This is a genomic window from Enterobacter cloacae complex sp. P24RS (genome assembly GCF_014982165.1).
Classification (GTDB): Bacteria; Pseudomonadota; Gammaproteobacteria; order Enterobacterales; family Enterobacteriaceae; genus Enterobacter; species Enterobacter quasihormaechei.
Map to the genome: position 1 here is coordinate 1 of NZ_JADCKU010000015.1, position 16,443 is coordinate 16,443.

Annotated in this window: 16 protein-coding genes; 7 read left to right on the top strand and 9 right to left on the bottom strand. The window is 58.0% G+C overall.

Annotated features, from left to right (window positions below; translation table 11 throughout):
- Positions 1-19: 19 nt before the first annotated feature.
- The 6 genes from ypfH to dapA form a co-directional block, all read right to left on the bottom strand.
- Complete coding sequence (gene ypfH, locus INF58_RS15820) at positions 20-715, bottom strand: esterase (protein ID WP_193528062.1); 696 nt, start codon at positions 713-715, stop codon at positions 20-22.
- 73 nt (positions 716-788) lie between these two features.
- The gene (locus tag INF58_RS15825; RefSeq protein ID WP_193528063.1) at positions 789-2,735 is read right to left on the bottom strand and encodes a tRNA(Met) cytidine acetyltransferase TmcA; all 1,947 of its coding nucleotides are present in this window, start codon (positions 2,733-2,735) and stop codon (positions 789-791) included.
- Entirely contained in the window at positions 2,735-3,604 is an 870-nt protein-coding gene (locus INF58_RS15830) for a neutral zinc metallopeptidase (RefSeq protein WP_063450479.1), read from the bottom strand. The genes INF58_RS15825 and INF58_RS15830 overlap by 1 nt, the downstream gene beginning before the upstream one ends.
- Before the next feature lie 120 nt (positions 3,605-3,724).
- Positions 3,725-4,438, bottom strand: a complete 714-nt coding sequence (purC, locus tag INF58_RS15835) for a phosphoribosylaminoimidazolesuccinocarboxamide synthase (protein ID WP_001171626.1) — start codon at positions 4,436-4,438, stop codon at positions 3,725-3,727.
- Between the two features lie 109 nt (positions 4,439-4,547).
- Positions 4,548-5,582: an outer membrane protein assembly factor BamC gene (bamC, locus tag INF58_RS15840; protein ID WP_193528064.1), complete on the bottom strand. Its 1,035-nt coding sequence runs from the start codon at positions 5,580-5,582 to the stop codon at positions 4,548-4,550.
- Between the two features lie 16 nt (positions 5,583-5,598).
- The gene (gene dapA / locus INF58_RS15845; protein ID WP_063868057.1) at positions 5,599-6,477 is read right to left on the bottom strand and encodes a 4-hydroxy-tetrahydrodipicolinate synthase; all 879 of its coding nucleotides are present in this window, start codon (positions 6,475-6,477) and stop codon (positions 5,599-5,601) included.
- A 145-nt stretch (positions 6,478-6,622) separates the two neighbouring features.
- Here dapA and INF58_RS15850 point away from each other — a divergent pair, with 145 nt between their 5' ends.
- Positions 6,623-7,192, top strand: coding sequence for a glycine cleavage system transcriptional repressor (locus INF58_RS15850; protein WP_000213743.1), 570 nt, complete (start codon positions 6,623-6,625; stop codon positions 7,190-7,192).
- Positions 7,192-7,662, top strand: a complete 471-nt coding sequence (bcp, locus tag INF58_RS15855; protein ID WP_193528065.1) for a thioredoxin-dependent thiol peroxidase — start codon at positions 7,192-7,194, stop codon at positions 7,660-7,662. The genes INF58_RS15850 and bcp overlap by 1 nt, the downstream gene beginning before the upstream one ends.
- An 82-nt stretch (positions 7,663-7,744) precedes the next feature.
- On the opposite strand, the gene INF58_RS15860 is transcribed toward bcp, so the two are convergent.
- A complete protein-coding gene (locus INF58_RS15860) occupies positions 7,745-8,809 on the bottom strand; it encodes an AI-2E family transporter (RefSeq protein ID WP_193528066.1) in 1,065 nt (354 codons plus the stop codon).
- Positions 8,810-9,029: 220 nt separating this feature from the next.
- Between INF58_RS15860 and bepA the strand changes: the two genes are divergently transcribed.
- A complete protein-coding gene (bepA, locus tag INF58_RS15865) occupies positions 9,030-10,493 on the top strand; it encodes a beta-barrel assembly-enhancing protease (RefSeq protein WP_131636499.1) in 1,464 nt (487 codons plus the stop codon).
- A 13-nt stretch (positions 10,494-10,506) separates the two neighbouring features.
- A complete protein-coding gene (arsC, locus tag INF58_RS15870) occupies positions 10,507-10,863 on the top strand; it encodes an arsenate reductase (glutaredoxin) (RefSeq protein WP_193528067.1) in 357 nt (118 codons plus the stop codon).
- Here the strand turns inward: arsC and INF58_RS15875 are convergent.
- The gene (locus INF58_RS15875; RefSeq protein WP_193528068.1) at positions 10,860-11,684 is read right to left on the bottom strand and encodes a helix-turn-helix domain-containing protein; all 825 of its coding nucleotides are present in this window, start codon (positions 11,682-11,684) and stop codon (positions 10,860-10,862) included. The two genes, arsC and INF58_RS15875, sit on opposite strands and share 4 nt — an antisense overlap.
- 147 nt (positions 11,685-11,831) lie before the next feature.
- Here INF58_RS15875 and celB point away from each other — a divergent pair, with 147 nt between their 5' ends.
- From celB to INF58_RS15890, 3 genes are read left to right on the top strand one after another with little or no spacing between them, the layout of a single operon-like run.
- Positions 11,832-13,151 (top strand): PTS cellobiose transporter subunit IIC, encoded by a 1,320-nt coding sequence (celB, locus tag INF58_RS15880; RefSeq protein ID WP_193033530.1) that lies wholly within the window; start codon positions 11,832-11,834, stop codon positions 13,149-13,151.
- A gap of 3 nt (positions 13,152-13,154) precedes the next feature.
- The gene (locus INF58_RS15885) at positions 13,155-14,111 is read left to right on the top strand and encodes a N(4)-(beta-N-acetylglucosaminyl)-L-asparaginase (protein ID WP_193528069.1); all 957 of its coding nucleotides are present in this window, start codon (positions 13,155-13,157) and stop codon (positions 14,109-14,111) included.
- Positions 14,111-15,529: a M17 family metallopeptidase gene (locus INF58_RS15890; RefSeq protein WP_193528115.1), complete on the top strand. Its 1,419-nt coding sequence runs from the start codon at positions 14,111-14,113 to the stop codon at positions 15,527-15,529. Before INF58_RS15885 ends, INF58_RS15890 begins: the two co-directional genes overlap by 1 nt.
- 130 nt (positions 15,530-15,659) lie before the next feature.
- Here the strand turns inward: INF58_RS15890 and INF58_RS15895 are convergent, their stop codons facing one another.
- A complete protein-coding gene (locus INF58_RS15895; protein ID WP_211482948.1) occupies positions 15,660-16,361 on the bottom strand; it encodes a DnaA inactivator Hda in 702 nt (233 codons plus the stop codon).
- Between the last annotated feature and the right edge of the window lie 82 nt (positions 16,362-16,443).

The window sequence follows — 16,443 nt, forward strand, 5'->3', positions numbered from 1 at the left end:
GCTGGGGGTGAGGGGCAACTCACATAAACTCTACAATATCATCATCATTCGGCTTACCGCCGCTGAGCGCTTCATCAAAGTAGTGCTTCGGTACGGTATAGCGCAGATGATCGAGCGCAAACTGCATGCTGCGATCGTCAATGGCATGCCCCAGATCGTCCACGATATCCAGCGTCACATCCCCGCCTTCACGCATCAGCGCGTCCTGGGCTGCAACCGCATGCGAAAGCTCAATCACCCGGTCTTCACTCCCGTGGATCAGATGGATCGTGGTCTGCGTCGTCGCGCTTTGCGGCAGCGTCGCGAAGCGGCCGTTAAAGGCAATCACGCGGGACGCCAGCCCCGGCTGCGCTTTTACGCTCTCAAGGGACATGATCGACCCCTGCGAAAAGCCAATCAGCGCCGTCGCGTCGGCACCCACGCCGCTCTGCTGCTGCCAGTAGCGTACGGTGTCGATAAACGCAGGCATGGCGGCATCAACGCGCGCCTGACGGCTCTCTTCCGTCACGCCCTCAACGGAGAACCACTGCCGTCCGTTCGGACCGCACGGCTCCACGCCACCGATGCTGACGATCAGCGCCTGCGGGAAAACGGGTGCAAACCAGCTGCCTATCTGTCCCATGTTGACGGCATTGTCGCCCACGCCATGAAACAGAAGCAGTAACTGTTTAACCGGTGTGTCCGGGCTTTGCACAACAAAATGGTCATGTTTCATGGCGATCTCCTTAATTGATAAGCAGGATTTTACGCCTCTGCGGGGTAATGACCATGCCACTTTACTGAAGAAGTCATTGAAAAAATTGCCATTGCAAAATGTCGGCTTTCAGCTGCTGGCTGCGGGGATAATCAAGCCTTTCAAGCGCTTGTGCGGTTTCTTCGCGTAATTTTGCCAGCAACGCTTTCCGTCCTACGTCGTGTGTATGCCCTTCCATTTTTCCGCGCAGCGCTGGAAGCGGCATCTCCACGGCTGACAACAACCGGGTCAGCGCCGCTACCGAGGTCGAAAACGCCCGGTGCGCAAAGGCAAATCCCGCCAGCTCCAGCCAGTCGTCACTATTAAGGGTAGCTTCCCACGCATCCGTCACCGGGATCTTTTCGCCGTTCCAGGCCGACAGGACGCGTATATCACGACATAAACGTTGATGTGCCTGCTCGCAGAGCTGATGCCCCGCCTCGCTTAGCGGCAGCAGCGCCATCGCCGTATAGCACCCGCTGCTCGCCTCCCGATGGCTGCCCATTCGCACCAGCACAAAACCGCACCGCTGCCAGAAGCGCCACAGCTCGTCGGTAAAGCCGAAGCTGACCGAGAGATAATCTTCTCCGCTGGCGCTGCGGATCAGCCGCTGGCCGATGCCTTCCCGCTGGCGATGGGGATGAACCGCAATGCGGCTGACGCGTCGGCCCTGAAGCGTCGCCGCGAGGGGCGAGCCGCCGTGCGCCGCCAGCGACTGCGCCACCAGATTTCCACGCGGCCGACGAAAGCCCGCCCATACCGCGCGGCTCAGTTCAGGGGATAATCCCCCCTCCTCCACCAGCCAGAGCGCGCCCGCGATGTCCGCGCCTGCGTGCGCAACGGCAAAGTGCTGGCCGGGGGCGTCCATCATCCGGCGTAAATCGAGGGGTGAGGTGCGGTAGTGCGCGGCGCACAGCAGTTCGTATACGCTTGCCACGCGCGCCGGATCGCTCTCCCACGCGCGTGGCTCCAGCGACCTTAAACATACTTCGCCTGCCGGTTTGCGGTCGATAAGCGCATCGTCAAACAGCAGCGCGTTTGCCACAATCCGCTCAAGCGGACATCCGGCAGCCCAGCGAACGGGCGTTGATAAGGTATAACGCCGCAGCCCGCTGAACCGGGCGCAGAATTTAAGCAGAAATCCCCTGCCCGTTCCTTCATAGCCCTGTACCGTTGTGGTCAACAGCACGCGCGGAAATCGCGACACCAGCTTCTCGAGCAGCGGGCCGGGAACAGCGGCCGCCTCATCGACAATCAGCCAGTCGGCCTGCAACGGGGAGGCCAGCAATGCATCCGGGGCCATAAAGTGAAAATGTTCGCCAGCGAAACGCGCGATGACGTCCGTTGCCCCTTTTGCCGGTGCCGTTACCACCGCATTCCCGCGTATGCCGTTGAGCAACATGCCTGCCAGCGCTGACTTTCCGCGCCCGCGCGGTGCCGTAACGGCGGCCACGCCCGCAGGCATCGTAAGAAGGGCGTCGAGGATCTCAGCCTGCTCGCGCTGCGGTTCACCGCTGGCGGGCTGCCAGGCGGGGACATCTGGCGCAACGGGAAGGCGCAGGGAATGGTGCTGCTGCCAGACGATAGCGTCCGAATCGGCGGCAAGCGTCCGGCAAAAATGGTGAACAAAATGCGGAGTGGCGATCGGCTCTGCGCTGTCGCTCCAGCGCAGAGAATCCCTGTCGGGCCTGTCGGCCCAGACGGCGAATGGCGGCACCAGCAGCACCAGAAGGCTCCCGGCGCGCAGCGTCCCGCTGAGAGCGGCGAAGGCCGAGACGTCAAAACCGTCTCGCGCGTCAAAAACGGCGTGCAGGTATTCACGTCCCAGCAGGCCGCTGAGGGACTTAGACGGGTTCTCCTCCAGCCACAGCCAGTCTCCCGGTAACGTGTCGCGCAGGGTAGTCGCCTGGCTCAACGTCCACGCTTCATCGCCGCTGAGCACCACCAGCCGGCGGTGCCCGGTACGCTGAAGCTGACTAACCAGCGCTTCAAACCCCAGCATCACATTGCTTTGCCGAAGGTATCACACTGTGACGGGTTGCCGCTGTCGAAGCCACGCTTAAACCAGCTGTAGCGCTGTTCGGAGGTGCCGTGGGTAAAGCTGTCCGGCACAACGCGCCCCTGGCTCTGCTGCTGCAAGCGATCGTCCCCAATCGCCTGGGCGGCATTCAGGGCCTCTTCCAGATCGCCTGTTTCCAGCACACCCTGCTGCTGCATGCTGTGTCCCCAGACGCCAGCGAAACAGTCCGCCTGAAGCTCCATGCGCACGGAAAGGTGATTCACCTCCGCCTGAGACGCATTCTGCTGCATCTGACGCACCTTAGGCTCAATGCCGAGGAGCTTCTGCACGTGGTGGCCGACTTCATGCGCGATCACGTAGCCCTGGGCAAAATCGCCGTCGGCGCCCAGCTTGCTTTTCATGTCGTCATAGAAGGAGAGATCGATATAGACGGTGCTGTCCGCCGGGCAGTAGAACGGCCCCATCACGGACTGCCCGGTGCCGCAGCCTGTGCGGGTTGCGCCCCGGTACATCACCAGTTTTGGCGGCTGATAGGTCCGCCCCATTTTCTCGAACTGCTGACCCCAGGTATCTTCGGTCGTCGCGAGAATAACGGAAGTAAATTTCGCCGCTTCATCTTCATTCGGGCTGATGGAGCGCTGCGAATACTGCTGCTGTTGCCCGGTTTCACCGGTCATTAAACCGGTCAGATCGACGCCGTAGTAGCCCGCCACCAGCACCACGACCAGCAGAATAATACCGCCCTTGCCGCTGGGTAACCGGAAACCTGGCCCGCCCATAGACGGACCACCGCCACCACTGCTGCGTCTGTCTTCTACGTTGTCACTTTCACGACGCCCTTGCCAGCGCATAAACACCTCGAACTATTCCATTTATAATAGCTATGATCGTAGGCGGTTAATGAAAGGATTACCATAGTAAACAAGGATAAGACGCCAAAGGATGCAAACATCCTTTGGCAAATGCGCGTATTAGTCGAGCTTAACGCCTAAACGGTGAGCAACCGCTTCGTACGCTTCGACCACCCCACCCAGGCTCTGGCGGAAACGGTCTTTGTCCATTTTATCCAGCGTCTCTTTGTCCCACAGACGGCTGCCGTCCGGAGAGAATTCGTCGCCCAGCACCACTTCGCCTTTGTACAGACCGAACTCCAGCTTGAAATCGACCAGGATCAGGCCCGCGTCATCAAACAGCTTTTTCAGCACGTCGTTGGCTTTGTAGGTCAGTTCCTGCATGCGCGCCAGGTTCTCTTTGCTTACCCAGCCGAAGGTTTCGCAGTAGGATTCATTGACCATCGGGTCGTGCATGGCATCGTTTTTCAGGAACAGATCGAACAGCGGTGGATTCAGTTCGATACCCTCTTCAATGCCCAGACGCTTCACCAGGGAGCCTGCGGCACGGTTACGGATAACGCACTCAACCGGCACCATATCCAGTTTTTTTACCAGACATTCCGTATCGGACAGTAACGCTTCCATCTGAGTCGGGATACCGGCTTCGGCCAGCTTGGTCATAATGAAGTGGTTGAACTTGTTGTTCACCATGCCTTTACGATCGAACTGCTCAATGCGCGCACCGTCTCCTGCTGACGTATCATTGCGGAACTCGAGCACCAACAGATCCGGGTTTTCCGTGCTGTATACGGTTTTCGCTTTGCCACGATACAACTCAGCTTGCTTCTGCATCTTCATTACTCCTGGTGTGATGATTTGTATTCAAAACTGGGCATATTATGCCACGCACACGTTTGCGTGGCACGAAAATAAAAAGGGCTGGATTATCCAGCCCTCGCTATTATTTGCTGAATGCGGCCTGGAAGGCAGCGACCAGCGCATCGTTTTGCGACTGGGTCAGCGTGTGTCCTTTCGGATCGATAAATTGCAGGCTGCTGCGGTTATCGAGGTCGCCGACCTGGATTTTGTAGTCACCGGAAGGCAGCTGCGGATCGCTTGCCCCCAGTTCCTGCCAGGCGCTATCGGACAGCGGCTTATAAGTCGCTGCGATGCTGCCCGTTGAACGGGTGCTGTCGGTCACCTTCATGCCCACTTTTTCAAGCGCAGCTGGCAAACGCTGCCAGGTCTGGTTAAACGGCGCACGCACCACCAGCATTGGCAGACCGGTATCGTCGGCACCGCTCTGCACGTCAAACGTTGAACCGTTACGGTTCTGCGCGGCGTTAGCGGCATCGGTGGCATTCTTATCCAGACCCGCTGCAATCACGTTCAGCATTTCGGTGCTGTAGCGCTGCAAGGCAGCCGGATCGGCAATCGGTTTGCCCGCCTGCTCAAGATTTAACAGCTTAACGGTAACCGCCTGCTGATAACCCTGCGGCTTAACGGAGACTTGATAACGACCGCGATACTGCTGATCTTCATCGAGACGGTTCCACTCAATCCAGTCGGTGGTTAAGGTCTGACTGGCGTCGTCGCGTTTATCAATCGTGTAATTTTTCGACTGAATTACGCTCACCACCTGCGGCCACAGCGTGGTGCCGCGTGCGCTTTCCACCAGCAGAGAGGCCGTATCACCGGTAAACTGAGTACGCGCGCCACTCACCAGCGCCAGAGGCTGAGCCGGCGGACGAATATCGAGCGCTTTACCCACCAGACCGCTACCGTTCGTGACCGGAATATTATAATCACCGTTCTGGATCGGCAGGATCATGCCGGCAGGCGCGTGAAGTTCAGCAAGCGGCGGCGAATCCAGATAGGATTCATCACCGCTCACCTGGCGCTTGTAGCGCGAGTCTGAACTACAGGCAGCGAGGAGCATAACAAGCGAAACACCCGCAACCTTCGCCAGGCGCGACTTCTGTACTGAATAAGCCATCAAATCTCCCTAAACTTTACAGCAGACCGGCATGCTTCAGCGCGCCAGAGACAATTTCACGACCGTGGTCGGTAATAGGTGTCATTGGCAGACGCAGCGTGTCGGTTGCTACAAGCCCCAACTCCTTACATGCCCATTTCACTGGGATCGGATTGGGTTCGACAAATAATTTATTGTGCAACGGCATCAGACGCTGATTAATCACGCGAGCTTCATCAAAGTGACCGGCTGCGGCCAGCTTGCACATGTCAGCCATATCGCGCGCCGCAACGTTCGCCGTCACGGAAATCACGCCATTTCCACCGAGCTGCATAAAGTCCAGCGCGGTCGCATCGTCACCGCTCAACAGGATAAAGTCGTCTGAAACCAGCTCTTTGATCTGATGAACGCGGCTTAAGTTCCCTGTCGCCTCTTTAATCCCGATAATATTTTTTACTTTCGAGAGACGGCCAACGGTTTCCGGCAGCATATCGCAACCGGTACGAGACGGCACATTATACAGAATTTGTGGCAAGTCAGTATGTTCGGCGATGGCTTTGAAATGCTGGAACAAACCTTCCTGAGTAGGACGGTTGTAGTAAGGCGTGACCGTCAGACAGCCAACAACGCCGCTGTCGTTAAAACGCTGGGTCAGGCTAATGGCCTCAGCCGTTGCGTTTGCGCCCGTACCCGCGATGACCGGAATACGCCCGTCAGCCAGCTCAAGGGTCAGCATCACAACGTCGCCGTGCTCGTCGTGGCTCAGCGTTGCGGATTCACCGGTAGTCCCTACCGAAACGATCGCCGAGGTTCCATTGGCGACATGGTAATCAATGAGCTTCTTCATGCTTGACCGGCAGACATTACCTTTTTCATCCATCGGTGTAACAAGCGCGACAATACTTCCCGTGAACATGAGCCATCCTCTGTGCGAACAAGAGCCTCAATGTTACGTTTGGAACTGTAATAAAAGCAAGCGACCTGAGGCTCTCAGGCGGTTGTATGCATGTTTTTTTTATGCTTTCCTTAGGAAGACTTAACCACGCAAAGGAAGAACAGGTTTGACAACCTCATCACAACATTACCTGGTTATCACTGCGCTGGGTGCTGACAGGCCGGGTATCGTGAATACCATCACTCGCCACGTGAGCAGCTGCGGCTGCAATATCGAAGACAGCCGGCTGGCTATGCTGGGTGAAGAGTTCACGTTCATTATGCTGCTTTCCGGAACATGGAATGCCATTACCCTCATTGAATCTACCCTGCCGCTGAAGGGCGCAGAGCTGGATTTACTGATTGTGATGAAGCGCACTACCGCGCGCCCGCGTCCGGCTCTGCCTGCCACGGTCTGGGTACAGGTTGAAGTGCCTGATTCACCTCATCTGATTGAGCGTTTTACGGCGCTGTTTGACAGCCATCAGATGAACATTGCCGAACTGGTTTCCCGCACACAGCCGGGTGATGAGAACGCCATCCCGACGCTGTTTATTCAAATTACCGCCCACAGCCCTGCCTCGCAGGATGCGTCAAATATCGAGCAAGCATTCAAAGCCCTCTGTACAGAATTACACGCGCAAGGCAGTATAAGCGTCGTCGATTATTCGCAGCACGAACAGGATGGAGTTGAGTAATGAACCCACTGAAAGCCGGTGATATCGCACCGAAATTTAGCTTACCGGATCAAGACGGCGAGCAAGTAAATTTGACCGACTTCCAGGGACAGCGTGTTCTGGTCTATTTCTACCCGAAAGCCATGACGCCGGGCTGTACCGTACAGGCCTGCGGTTTACGCGATAACATGGATGAGTTGAAGAAAGTCGGTGTGGAAGTGCTGGGCATCAGCACCGATAAGCCAGAAAAGCTGTCACGCTTTGCGGAAAAAGAGCTGCTGAACTTCACGCTGCTTTCCGATGAAGACCACCAGGTTTGCGAGCAGTTTGGCGTCTGGGGTGAGAAGTCCTTTATGGGCAAAACCTACGACGGGATCCACCGCATCAGCTTCCTGATTGGCGCTGACGGTAAAATTGAGCACGTGTTTGACGACTTCAAAACCAGTAATCACCACGACGTGGTGTTGAACTGGCTGAAAGAAAGTGCCTGAAAGTGAGTGTCGGGTGGCGGCTTCGCCTTACCCGACCTACAAGAATAAGTAGGCCGGGTAAGCGCAGCGCCACCCGGCAAAACTACTTATCTTCCACCGCCGGCACATCCGGCCATGCGTGGACCACGGCTTTAATCAGCGTCGCCAGCGGTATGGCAAAGAACACGCCCCAGAAACCCCACAGCCCGCCGAAAATCACCACTGACAGAATAATCACCAGCGGATGCAGGTTAACAGCTTCTGAGAACAGCACCGGCACCAGCAGGTTACCGTCCAGCCCCTGAATGATCAGGTATACCGCGAAGCAGCTCCAGAACTCCGTGCCCAGACCAAACTGGAACAGCGCGACGCCGACGACCGGAATGGTCACCACAAACGCGCCGATATACGGGATCAGAACCGAGAATCCAACCAGCACCGCCAGCAGCAGCGAATAATTCAACCCAAAGATCACAAAGCCAACCCAGGTCGCCACGCCCACCACGATCATCTCCAGCACCTTGCCGCGAATGTAGTTGGTGATCTGCTGGTTCATCTCCTGCCAGACCTGCCCGGCCAGGCCGCGATTGCGCGGCAGAACGCGGCGTACCGCGTTCAGCATCTGCTCTTTATCTTTGACCAGGAAAAACACCATCAGCGGCACGAGGACCAGATAGACGGCCAGGGTCAGCAGCCCCACCAGCGAGGCCAGCGAGTACTTCACCACCGAATCGCCCATGGTCATGATGCGGGCGCGCATGTTTTCGGCCATCGCATCGATGATCCCGGCGTCCATCAGCGCGGGATAGCGGCGCGGCAGCGTGGCGGCAAAATCAGACAGTTTATTCAGCATGCCGGGCATATCGCGGATCAGGTAGATCCCCTGCTGCCAGGCGATGGGCATGACCACGAAGGACATCAGCAGCAGTATACCGACAAACAGCACCAGCACGATGCTGGTCGCCCAGCGGCGGGAACAGCCGATATGTTCCAGACGCGCGGTGGGCCACTCCAGCAGATACGCCAGCACGATCGCCACCAGCAGCGGAGCCAGCAGGCCGCTAAAGAAGAACAGGATACCGAATCCGGCAACCAGAATAACCAGTAAAGCAATGGCTTCCGGATCGCTAAACCGACGCCGATACCACTGCATTAACATTTCGAGCATACAACCCTTCCCTGAATCGAATGGCGGGAGTGAGACGGTGAATTGTATCTAACTGTCACAAAAAAGACTTTCCTTTTTGTTCCAATGTCAGGTTTCGCAAAACCCTGATGAATGGGATTTTCTTCATCTCTTAACACGGCTACACTCGCAGGGCAGCGGAGATGAACGTTATGCGGGTTCATCGGTCAAATTAGCACATCCAACATACAGGACAGTGGTTATGTTCAGGCAGTTGAAAAAAACACTGGTTGCGACACTGATTGCCGCCGTGACGGTCGGCCAGGTGTTGCCCGCTTTCGCTGACTCGTCCGATTCATTGCCGGACATGGGCACCACGGCAGGAAGCACGCTCTCCATCGGGCAGGAGATGCAAATGGGGGATTATTACGTACGCCAGCTGCGCGGCAGTGCTCCGCTGATCAACGACCCTTTGCTGGTCCAGTACATCAACGGACTGGGGATGCGGCTGGTGGCGCACGCGGACTCGGTAAAAACGCCCTTCCACTTCTTCTTAATCAATAACGACGAAATCAACGCCTTCGCCTTCTTTGGCGGGAACGTGGTGCTGCATTCGGCGTTATTCCGTTATTCCGATAACGAAAGCCAGCTGGCGTCAGTCATGGCGCACGAAATTTCGCACGTTACCCAGCGCCATCTGGCGCGTGCGATGGAAGACCAGAAGCGTAACGCCCCGCTGACCTGGGTGGGCGCGCTGGGCTCTATTCTGCTGGCGATGGCCAGCCCGCAGGCCGGGATGGCGGCCCTCACCGGGACGCTGGCGGGAACGCGTCAGGGGATGATCAGCTTTACCCAGCAGAACGAGCAAGAGGCAGACCGCATCGGCATTCAGGTTTTACAGCGTGCAGGCTTTGACCCGCAGGCCATGCCGAGCTTCCTGGAAAAACTGCTCGACCAGGCACGCTACTCGTCGCGTCCCCCTGAAATTCTGTTGACCCACCCGCTGCCGGAAAGCCGCCTCTCGGATGCGCGTAACCGTGCCAACCAGATGCGTCCGGTGGTCGTGCAGTCTTCGCAGGATTTCTACATGGCAAAAGTGAGAACGCTTGGCATGTACAACTCCGGACGTAATCAGCTCACCAGCGATCTGCTGGACGCGCTGGCGAAAGGCAACGTGCGCGAGAAAAACGCGGCGCAGTATGGTCAGGCGCTCCAGGCTATGGAGGCCAGCAAATACGATGAAGCGCGTAAAGCGCTACAGCCGCTTCTGGCGGCGGCCCCTAATAACCCGTGGTATCTCGACCTCGCCACCGATATCGATCTGGGACAGAAAAAAGCGACCGATGCGATTAATCGCCTGAAGGGGGCGAAAGATCTTCGTAACAATCCGGTATTGCAGCTTAACCTGGCGAACGCTTATTTACAGGGTGGACAGCCCGGTGAGGCGGTGACCATTCTGAACCGCTACACCTTTAACAATAAAGATGACCAGAACGGCTGGGAGCTGCTCGCCCAGGCGCAGGGGCAACTGGGTAACCGCGATCAGGAGCTGGCCGCGCGTGCGGAAGGTCTGGCGCTGGCGGGCCGCCTCGATCAGGCCATTTCCCTGTTGAGCAGCGCCAGTTCACAGGTGAAACTCGGCAGCCTGCAACAGGCCCGCTACGACGCGCGGATCGACCAGTTGCGCGGCCTGCAACAACGCTTTAAGCCGTACGAGAAGATGTAATAAAGGAGAAGTCATGACAGACGCGGTAAAAATTTACCATAACCCTCGCTGCTCTAAGAGCCGCGATACCCTCAGCCTGCTGAAGTCTAACGGCATCGAACCGGAAGTGGTGCTGTATCTGGAGACGCCGCCGGACGGGCAGACGATCCGTCAGCTGCTTAAGATGCTCGATATGGGCAGCGCGCGCGAGCTGATGCGTCAGAAAGAAGATCTGTATAAGTCGCTCAATCTGAACGATACACATCTCACTGAAGAGCGGCTGATCCAGGCAATGGTCGAGAATCCAAAGCTGATTGAGCGTCCGATTGTGGTGGCGAACGGCAAGGCGCGTATCGGTCGTCCGCCGGAAAACGTGCTCGAGATCGTCTAATCGTTACGCCGCAGCGCTTCCAGAAACGCCTGCGGCGTACGCTCTCCCAGCTTTTTCTGCGCTTTCCCCCGGTTGTAAAAATCACACAGTTGAATCAACAGCTCTCCCATCGGTTCACTGTTCACCCGCGGAATGATGTCGCGTAACGGCAGCGCCACCAGTACGGCGCGGATTTGCTGCGGATGCGCTTTCACGCTAACGCTGTGCACCGGCAGCGTCACCGCCAGTCCAAAAGTCTCAACAGATTGAATATCTGCCGGACACGCTTCCAGCACCTCATTCGCCCAGTGGGTTAACAACTGCGGGGAAACGCCGGCATAAAGCCGGGCGTAGCACCAGCCGCTGACGGGTTCACGCGCCCAGAGCAGGTGTTGCTCGCCACCGTCGTCCATATGCAGCGACAGCGGCTGATGATGCAGGAGTAGTTTCTGCGGCATGATGCCGGCCTTCAGCGCCTTCTTGCCCTGCAACAATGCCCCCTTTTGTTTTACCGAAGCCGGCTTGAGGTAGCGGTTCAGGGTCGCGCGGGAAACGGCGATCCCGAGCCCGTCATTCACCAACAGCAGCAACTCATCCAGCGGCGCACCGGTGATATCCCGCAGGGCATTTATCAGTGACGCCTGTTCCTGTCTCAACGCTTTGTGTATCACTTTGGGCGTAGTGTGGTTATCCGATACCTGGTCACGGTTGCGCCAGCGCCTGACGGTGGTGACCGAGATCCCCAGCTCAGTGGCCAGCTCTCTGTCGCTTTTATCGGACTGCTGAAGGTAGCGACGGATACGCGGCGTGGTCGTGGCGTTGGCATGCAGTTTGATTTCCATCGCGTCTCTCTCCGCAACTAATCTTATGAGATTTATTATGCAGCAGCGAATGCTTTGTGACCGATTTCACCTTTCGCGCGCCGCGCTTCACTGATAATCCACAGACATAACATAAACCACACCCCTCAATCTTGTACGGAGTTCACAATGAACAATGTTCTGGGATTTCTTGAAGCAAAACTGATGCCGCTGGCGGCGAAAACAGCCCAGCAGCGCCATCTTGGGGCCATTCGTGGGGCCTACGTTTCATTCATGCCGTTTATCATCGTCGGCTCCATCCTGCTGGTGATCTCCTCTTTCCCTAACCAGGCCTATCAGCAGTTTATGTCTCAGGCCTTTGGTGACAGCTGGAGCGCGATTATTGAGATCCCCTTCAACGCGGTGTTCTCGACCATGTCGCTGTTTATCAGCTTCCTGGTGGCCTACCGTCTGGCGGAACACTACGGCGAGGACCGCATCTCCTGCGGCATCCTGGCGCTGGTCGCGTTTCTGATCCTGACGCCTTTTATCAAAGTGGCGGAAAACGGCGGTATTACCGTGATGCCGGTGGAGTGGATCGGCAGCAAAGGGCTGTTCGTGGCGATGATCGGTTCCCTGCTGTGGACGGAACTGTTCTGCTGGCTGAAGCGCAAAAAGCTGGTCATCAAAATGCCGGACGGCGTGCCCCCGGCGGTACAGGAGTCGTTCGCGGCGCTGATCCCGGCCCTGCTGGTGATGATTCTGGTGCTTATCATCCGCATCATCTTCGAAAACACCCATTACAGCACCATCCACCAGTTTATTTATGAAGTGGTTGCTACCCCGGTGCGCCACTACGGCACCTCCTATTTCGGTGCGCTGATGACGGTATTCAGCATCACAATTCTGTGGTCAGTGGGCATTAACTCCGGTTCGATGATCAACGGCATTATTCGCCCGCTGTGGATGGAGAACCAGACCGATAATATCGCCGCGATCCAGGCGGGGACGACGCCGCCGCACATTATCACGGAACAGTTTTTCGACATGATCTGGATGGGCGGCGCGGGCGCAACGCTGTCGCTGGTGATTGCGATGCTGATTTTCGCCCGCAGTAAAAACATGCGTGAAGTGGCGCGCCTCGGCGCAGGGGCATCGGTGTTTAACATCAACGAGCCGATCCTGTTTGGCCTGCCGGTGATCATGAACCCGATCATGCTTATCCCGTTCAACCTGGTGCCGTTGGTGCTGGTCACCGTGCAGTATGTGGCGATGAAAATTGGCGCGGTCGCCGTCACCACCGGGGTGTTTATCCCCTGGACGCTGCCGCCGGTTATCAGCGGTTTTATCGTCACCGGCCACCTGAGCGGCAGCGTGATGCAGCTGATCAACCTGCTGATTGGCGCCATGCTGTACCTGCCTTTCATGCGTATCGTGGATAAACAGTACCGCGCCGCGGAACTGACCCCGGTGACGCAAACCGACACCACCCTTGCAAAACAGGAGTAAAGCATGTGGGGAATTATCGCAACCTGGCGAATGGCGCTTGAAGGGGTAACGGAGTCTGCGTCTGCCCTGGCGGCGGGAAAACCGGTCGCTGCGGCGGTGGTTGATGCCGTCGCGGCCGTGGAGGACTTCCCGCTGTATAAATCCGTCGGCTACGGCGGGCTGCCTACCGAAAACGGTGAGGTGGAGCTGGACGCGGCGTATATGGACGGCGACACGCTGGCGTTCGGCGCGGTGGGGAATCTGGTGGATATCGCCAACCCGGTGCGCGTGGCGTACGCGCTCAGCCGTCAGCGCTACAACAGCCTGCTGGTCGGCCAGGGCGCGCGCGAGTGGGCACTGAGCCAGGGCTTTACCGACAAAACCATGCTCACGGATCGCGCCATGCAGCACTACCGTAAGCGCTGCCGGGAGACGCTGGATAAGGGGTTAAGCCCCTACGACGGGCACGACACCGTCGGCGTTATCGGTCTCGATAAACAGGGCTCAATGAGCGTTGCCACCTCCACCAGCGGCCTGTTCATGAAAAAACGCGGTCGCCTCGGTGACTCGCCGATTATCGGCTCCGGCTTTTACTGCGACAGCGAAACCGGGGCGGCCACCGCCACGGGCGTCGGTGAAGATCTGATGAAAGGCTGCACCAGCTACGAAATCGTTCGCCGGATGGCTCAGGGCATGACGCCGCAGCAGGCGGCGGATTCGGTCGTCTTTGAACTGGAAGACAGGCTGATGTCGCGCTTTGGCCGCGCGGGCGATCTCTCCGTGGTGTGCATGAACAACAGAGGCGAGTTTGGCGCCGCAACCAACATCAAAACCTTCTCGTTTGTGGTGGCGACGGCCCGTCAGCCCCTCACGGTTTTTCGTACCGAGCGCCTGCGGGAGAAAACACATTATCACGCGGTAGACGAGGCGTGGATGCAGGCCTATGCCGCGCGGATCCGCGCGCCCATTGAGGAGTCATGATGATTACGTATCAGTTTATCAGCGCGCTTGCGGACGCGAAGCCGAACAGCCATTTGATTGCGCGCTCGGCCAGTTCTCTTTTACCGGAAAGCGCGCTTGTCGATGAAATGCGCCAGCAGAGCACCGTTGCGGATACGCGCTTTGGCTGCGCGCCGTTTGCCCGCATCACCCTGCTGCCGGATGCGCTCTGGCATGACGCCCTGACCGAAGGGCTGCTCACCGCCCTGCGGCCGCTGCTTGCCGCCCCCGCCAGCGCCGATATCGTGCTGGACGTGACGGATATCGACGAGGTGGTGCTGGCGCAGGTGCTGCGATTTCTCTTTAATCAGGCGCACAGGCTGAGCGATCTGAAGCTCAAGAAAACGGACGACGCGGTGCGTCTTACGTGCATCACCGCCCTCTGTCTGCCGGAACAGCGGGCGAAGCTGGAGACGTTCTTCCGCCAGCAGCAGGCTATTGCCCTCGGAATGGTCGCGGCGCGGCGGCTGGCGGATATACCGTCTGACCGCTGTACGCCACAGTTTATGGTCGAAGAGGCGCAAAAACTGTGTGCCGACTACCCTGCCCTGCGCTGCGAGGTGCTGAACGAAAAGGCTATTGTTGAGCAGGGTCTTGGGCTGCTGCACGCGGTTGGCAAAGGGGCGGCCTGCCCGCCGCGTCTGCTCGCTGTCCACTATAACGGTGTCTCTGACGGCCCGGTACGCTGCTATGTCGGTAAAGGCATTACCTTTGACACCGGCGGCCTGTGGCTGAAGGAAGGCGCGGGCATGTACACCATGAAATATGACATGTGCGGCGCGGCTAACGTGCTCGGGCTGATGCTGGCCGTTGCGGAGCTGAAATTGCCCGTACGCATCATGGGCGTGCTGGCGCTGGCGGAAAACGCCATCGGCCCGGAGGCGATGCAGCCCGGCACGGTGGCAACGGCCTGCAACGGCACCACCGTTGAGATTAATAATACCGATGCAGAGGGCCGGCTGGTGCTGGCAGACGCCATCGCCTGGGCCAGCCAGCGGCACCCGCAGGCCCGCTATATCATTGATATGGCAACGTTAACGGGCGCGGTGGTGAAAGCGCTGGGGTATGAGCTGAGCGGATTAATGACGCAGGATGAATCGCTGCGCGCCGCGCTGACGCAGGCGGGTAAGCAGAGCGGCGACGAAGTGTGGTCCCTGCCGCTGGACGCACGGCTGAAAAAGCAGACCGACAGCGCCATCGCCGATCTGTGCAACACGCCGACCAACAATGCGGCGATCAGCGCGTCGGCGGCATGGCTGCTGCACCACTTCTGCCCGCCGACGATCCCGTGGGCGCATCTGGATATCAGCGGAACGGCGCTATGGCGGGAGAACGGCAGGAGCGTGGCGTCGGGAAGGCCGATTCCGCTGCTGGTGGAGCACTTGGTGGGGGATCTTTAGCCGGGTGACGGCTGCGCCTTACCCGGCCTACAAGGAGAGCGGTTTTCGTAGGCCCGGTAAGGCGTAGCCGCCACCGGGCAAAAAAATCAAAGCCTTAGGCCGGGTAAGGCGTCGCCGCCACCCGGCAAAACTACAGCTTAAGAATATCTTTCACAAACGGAATGGTCAGCTTGCGCTGGGCGGTAATGGACGCGCGATCGAGCTGATCGAGCGTATCAAAGAGCGTGCGCATCTCGCGATCCAGCCGCTTCAGCAGGAAACGGCCCACGTCTTCCGGCAGTTCGAAGCCGCGCAGTCTTGCCCGCAGCTGGAGCGCCTGGAGTTTGTCCTCATCCGACAGCGGTTGCAGCTTGTAGATTTGTCCCCAGTCCAGACGAGACGCCAGATCCGGCAGCCCAAGATTAAGCTGACGCGGTGGACGATCGCCGGTGATCAGCAGCCGGGTTTTGCCCGACTCCAGAATGCGGTTATAGAGGTTAAAGATTGCCATTTCCCACGGCTCATCCCCCGCCACGCATTCAATATTATCGATGCAGACCAGGGAAAGATGTTCCATGCCCTCAAGCACTTCAGGCACAAACCAGGTACGTTTATCCAGAGGCACGTAGCCGACCGCATCGCCGCGCGCCGAAAGCTCGGCACAGGCCGCATGCAGCAGGTGGCTGCGCCCCGCGCCTTCGCGTGACCAGATATAGATGTATCCGCTGTGTTCCTGGCGCAGCACGTTTTGCAGTGCAGCCAGTAAAGAGGGGTTATCACCCGGCCAGAAACTCGCGAAAGTTTCATCGTCAGGGAGATAAAGTGGCAGAGAGAGCTGTGCCGGTCCGTTCAGAAATACCTCAACCAGAGATCTTACATAAAATCGGAATGGAGTTTAACACGGAACCTGCAAGGAGAGAACCGGGCGATCCGTC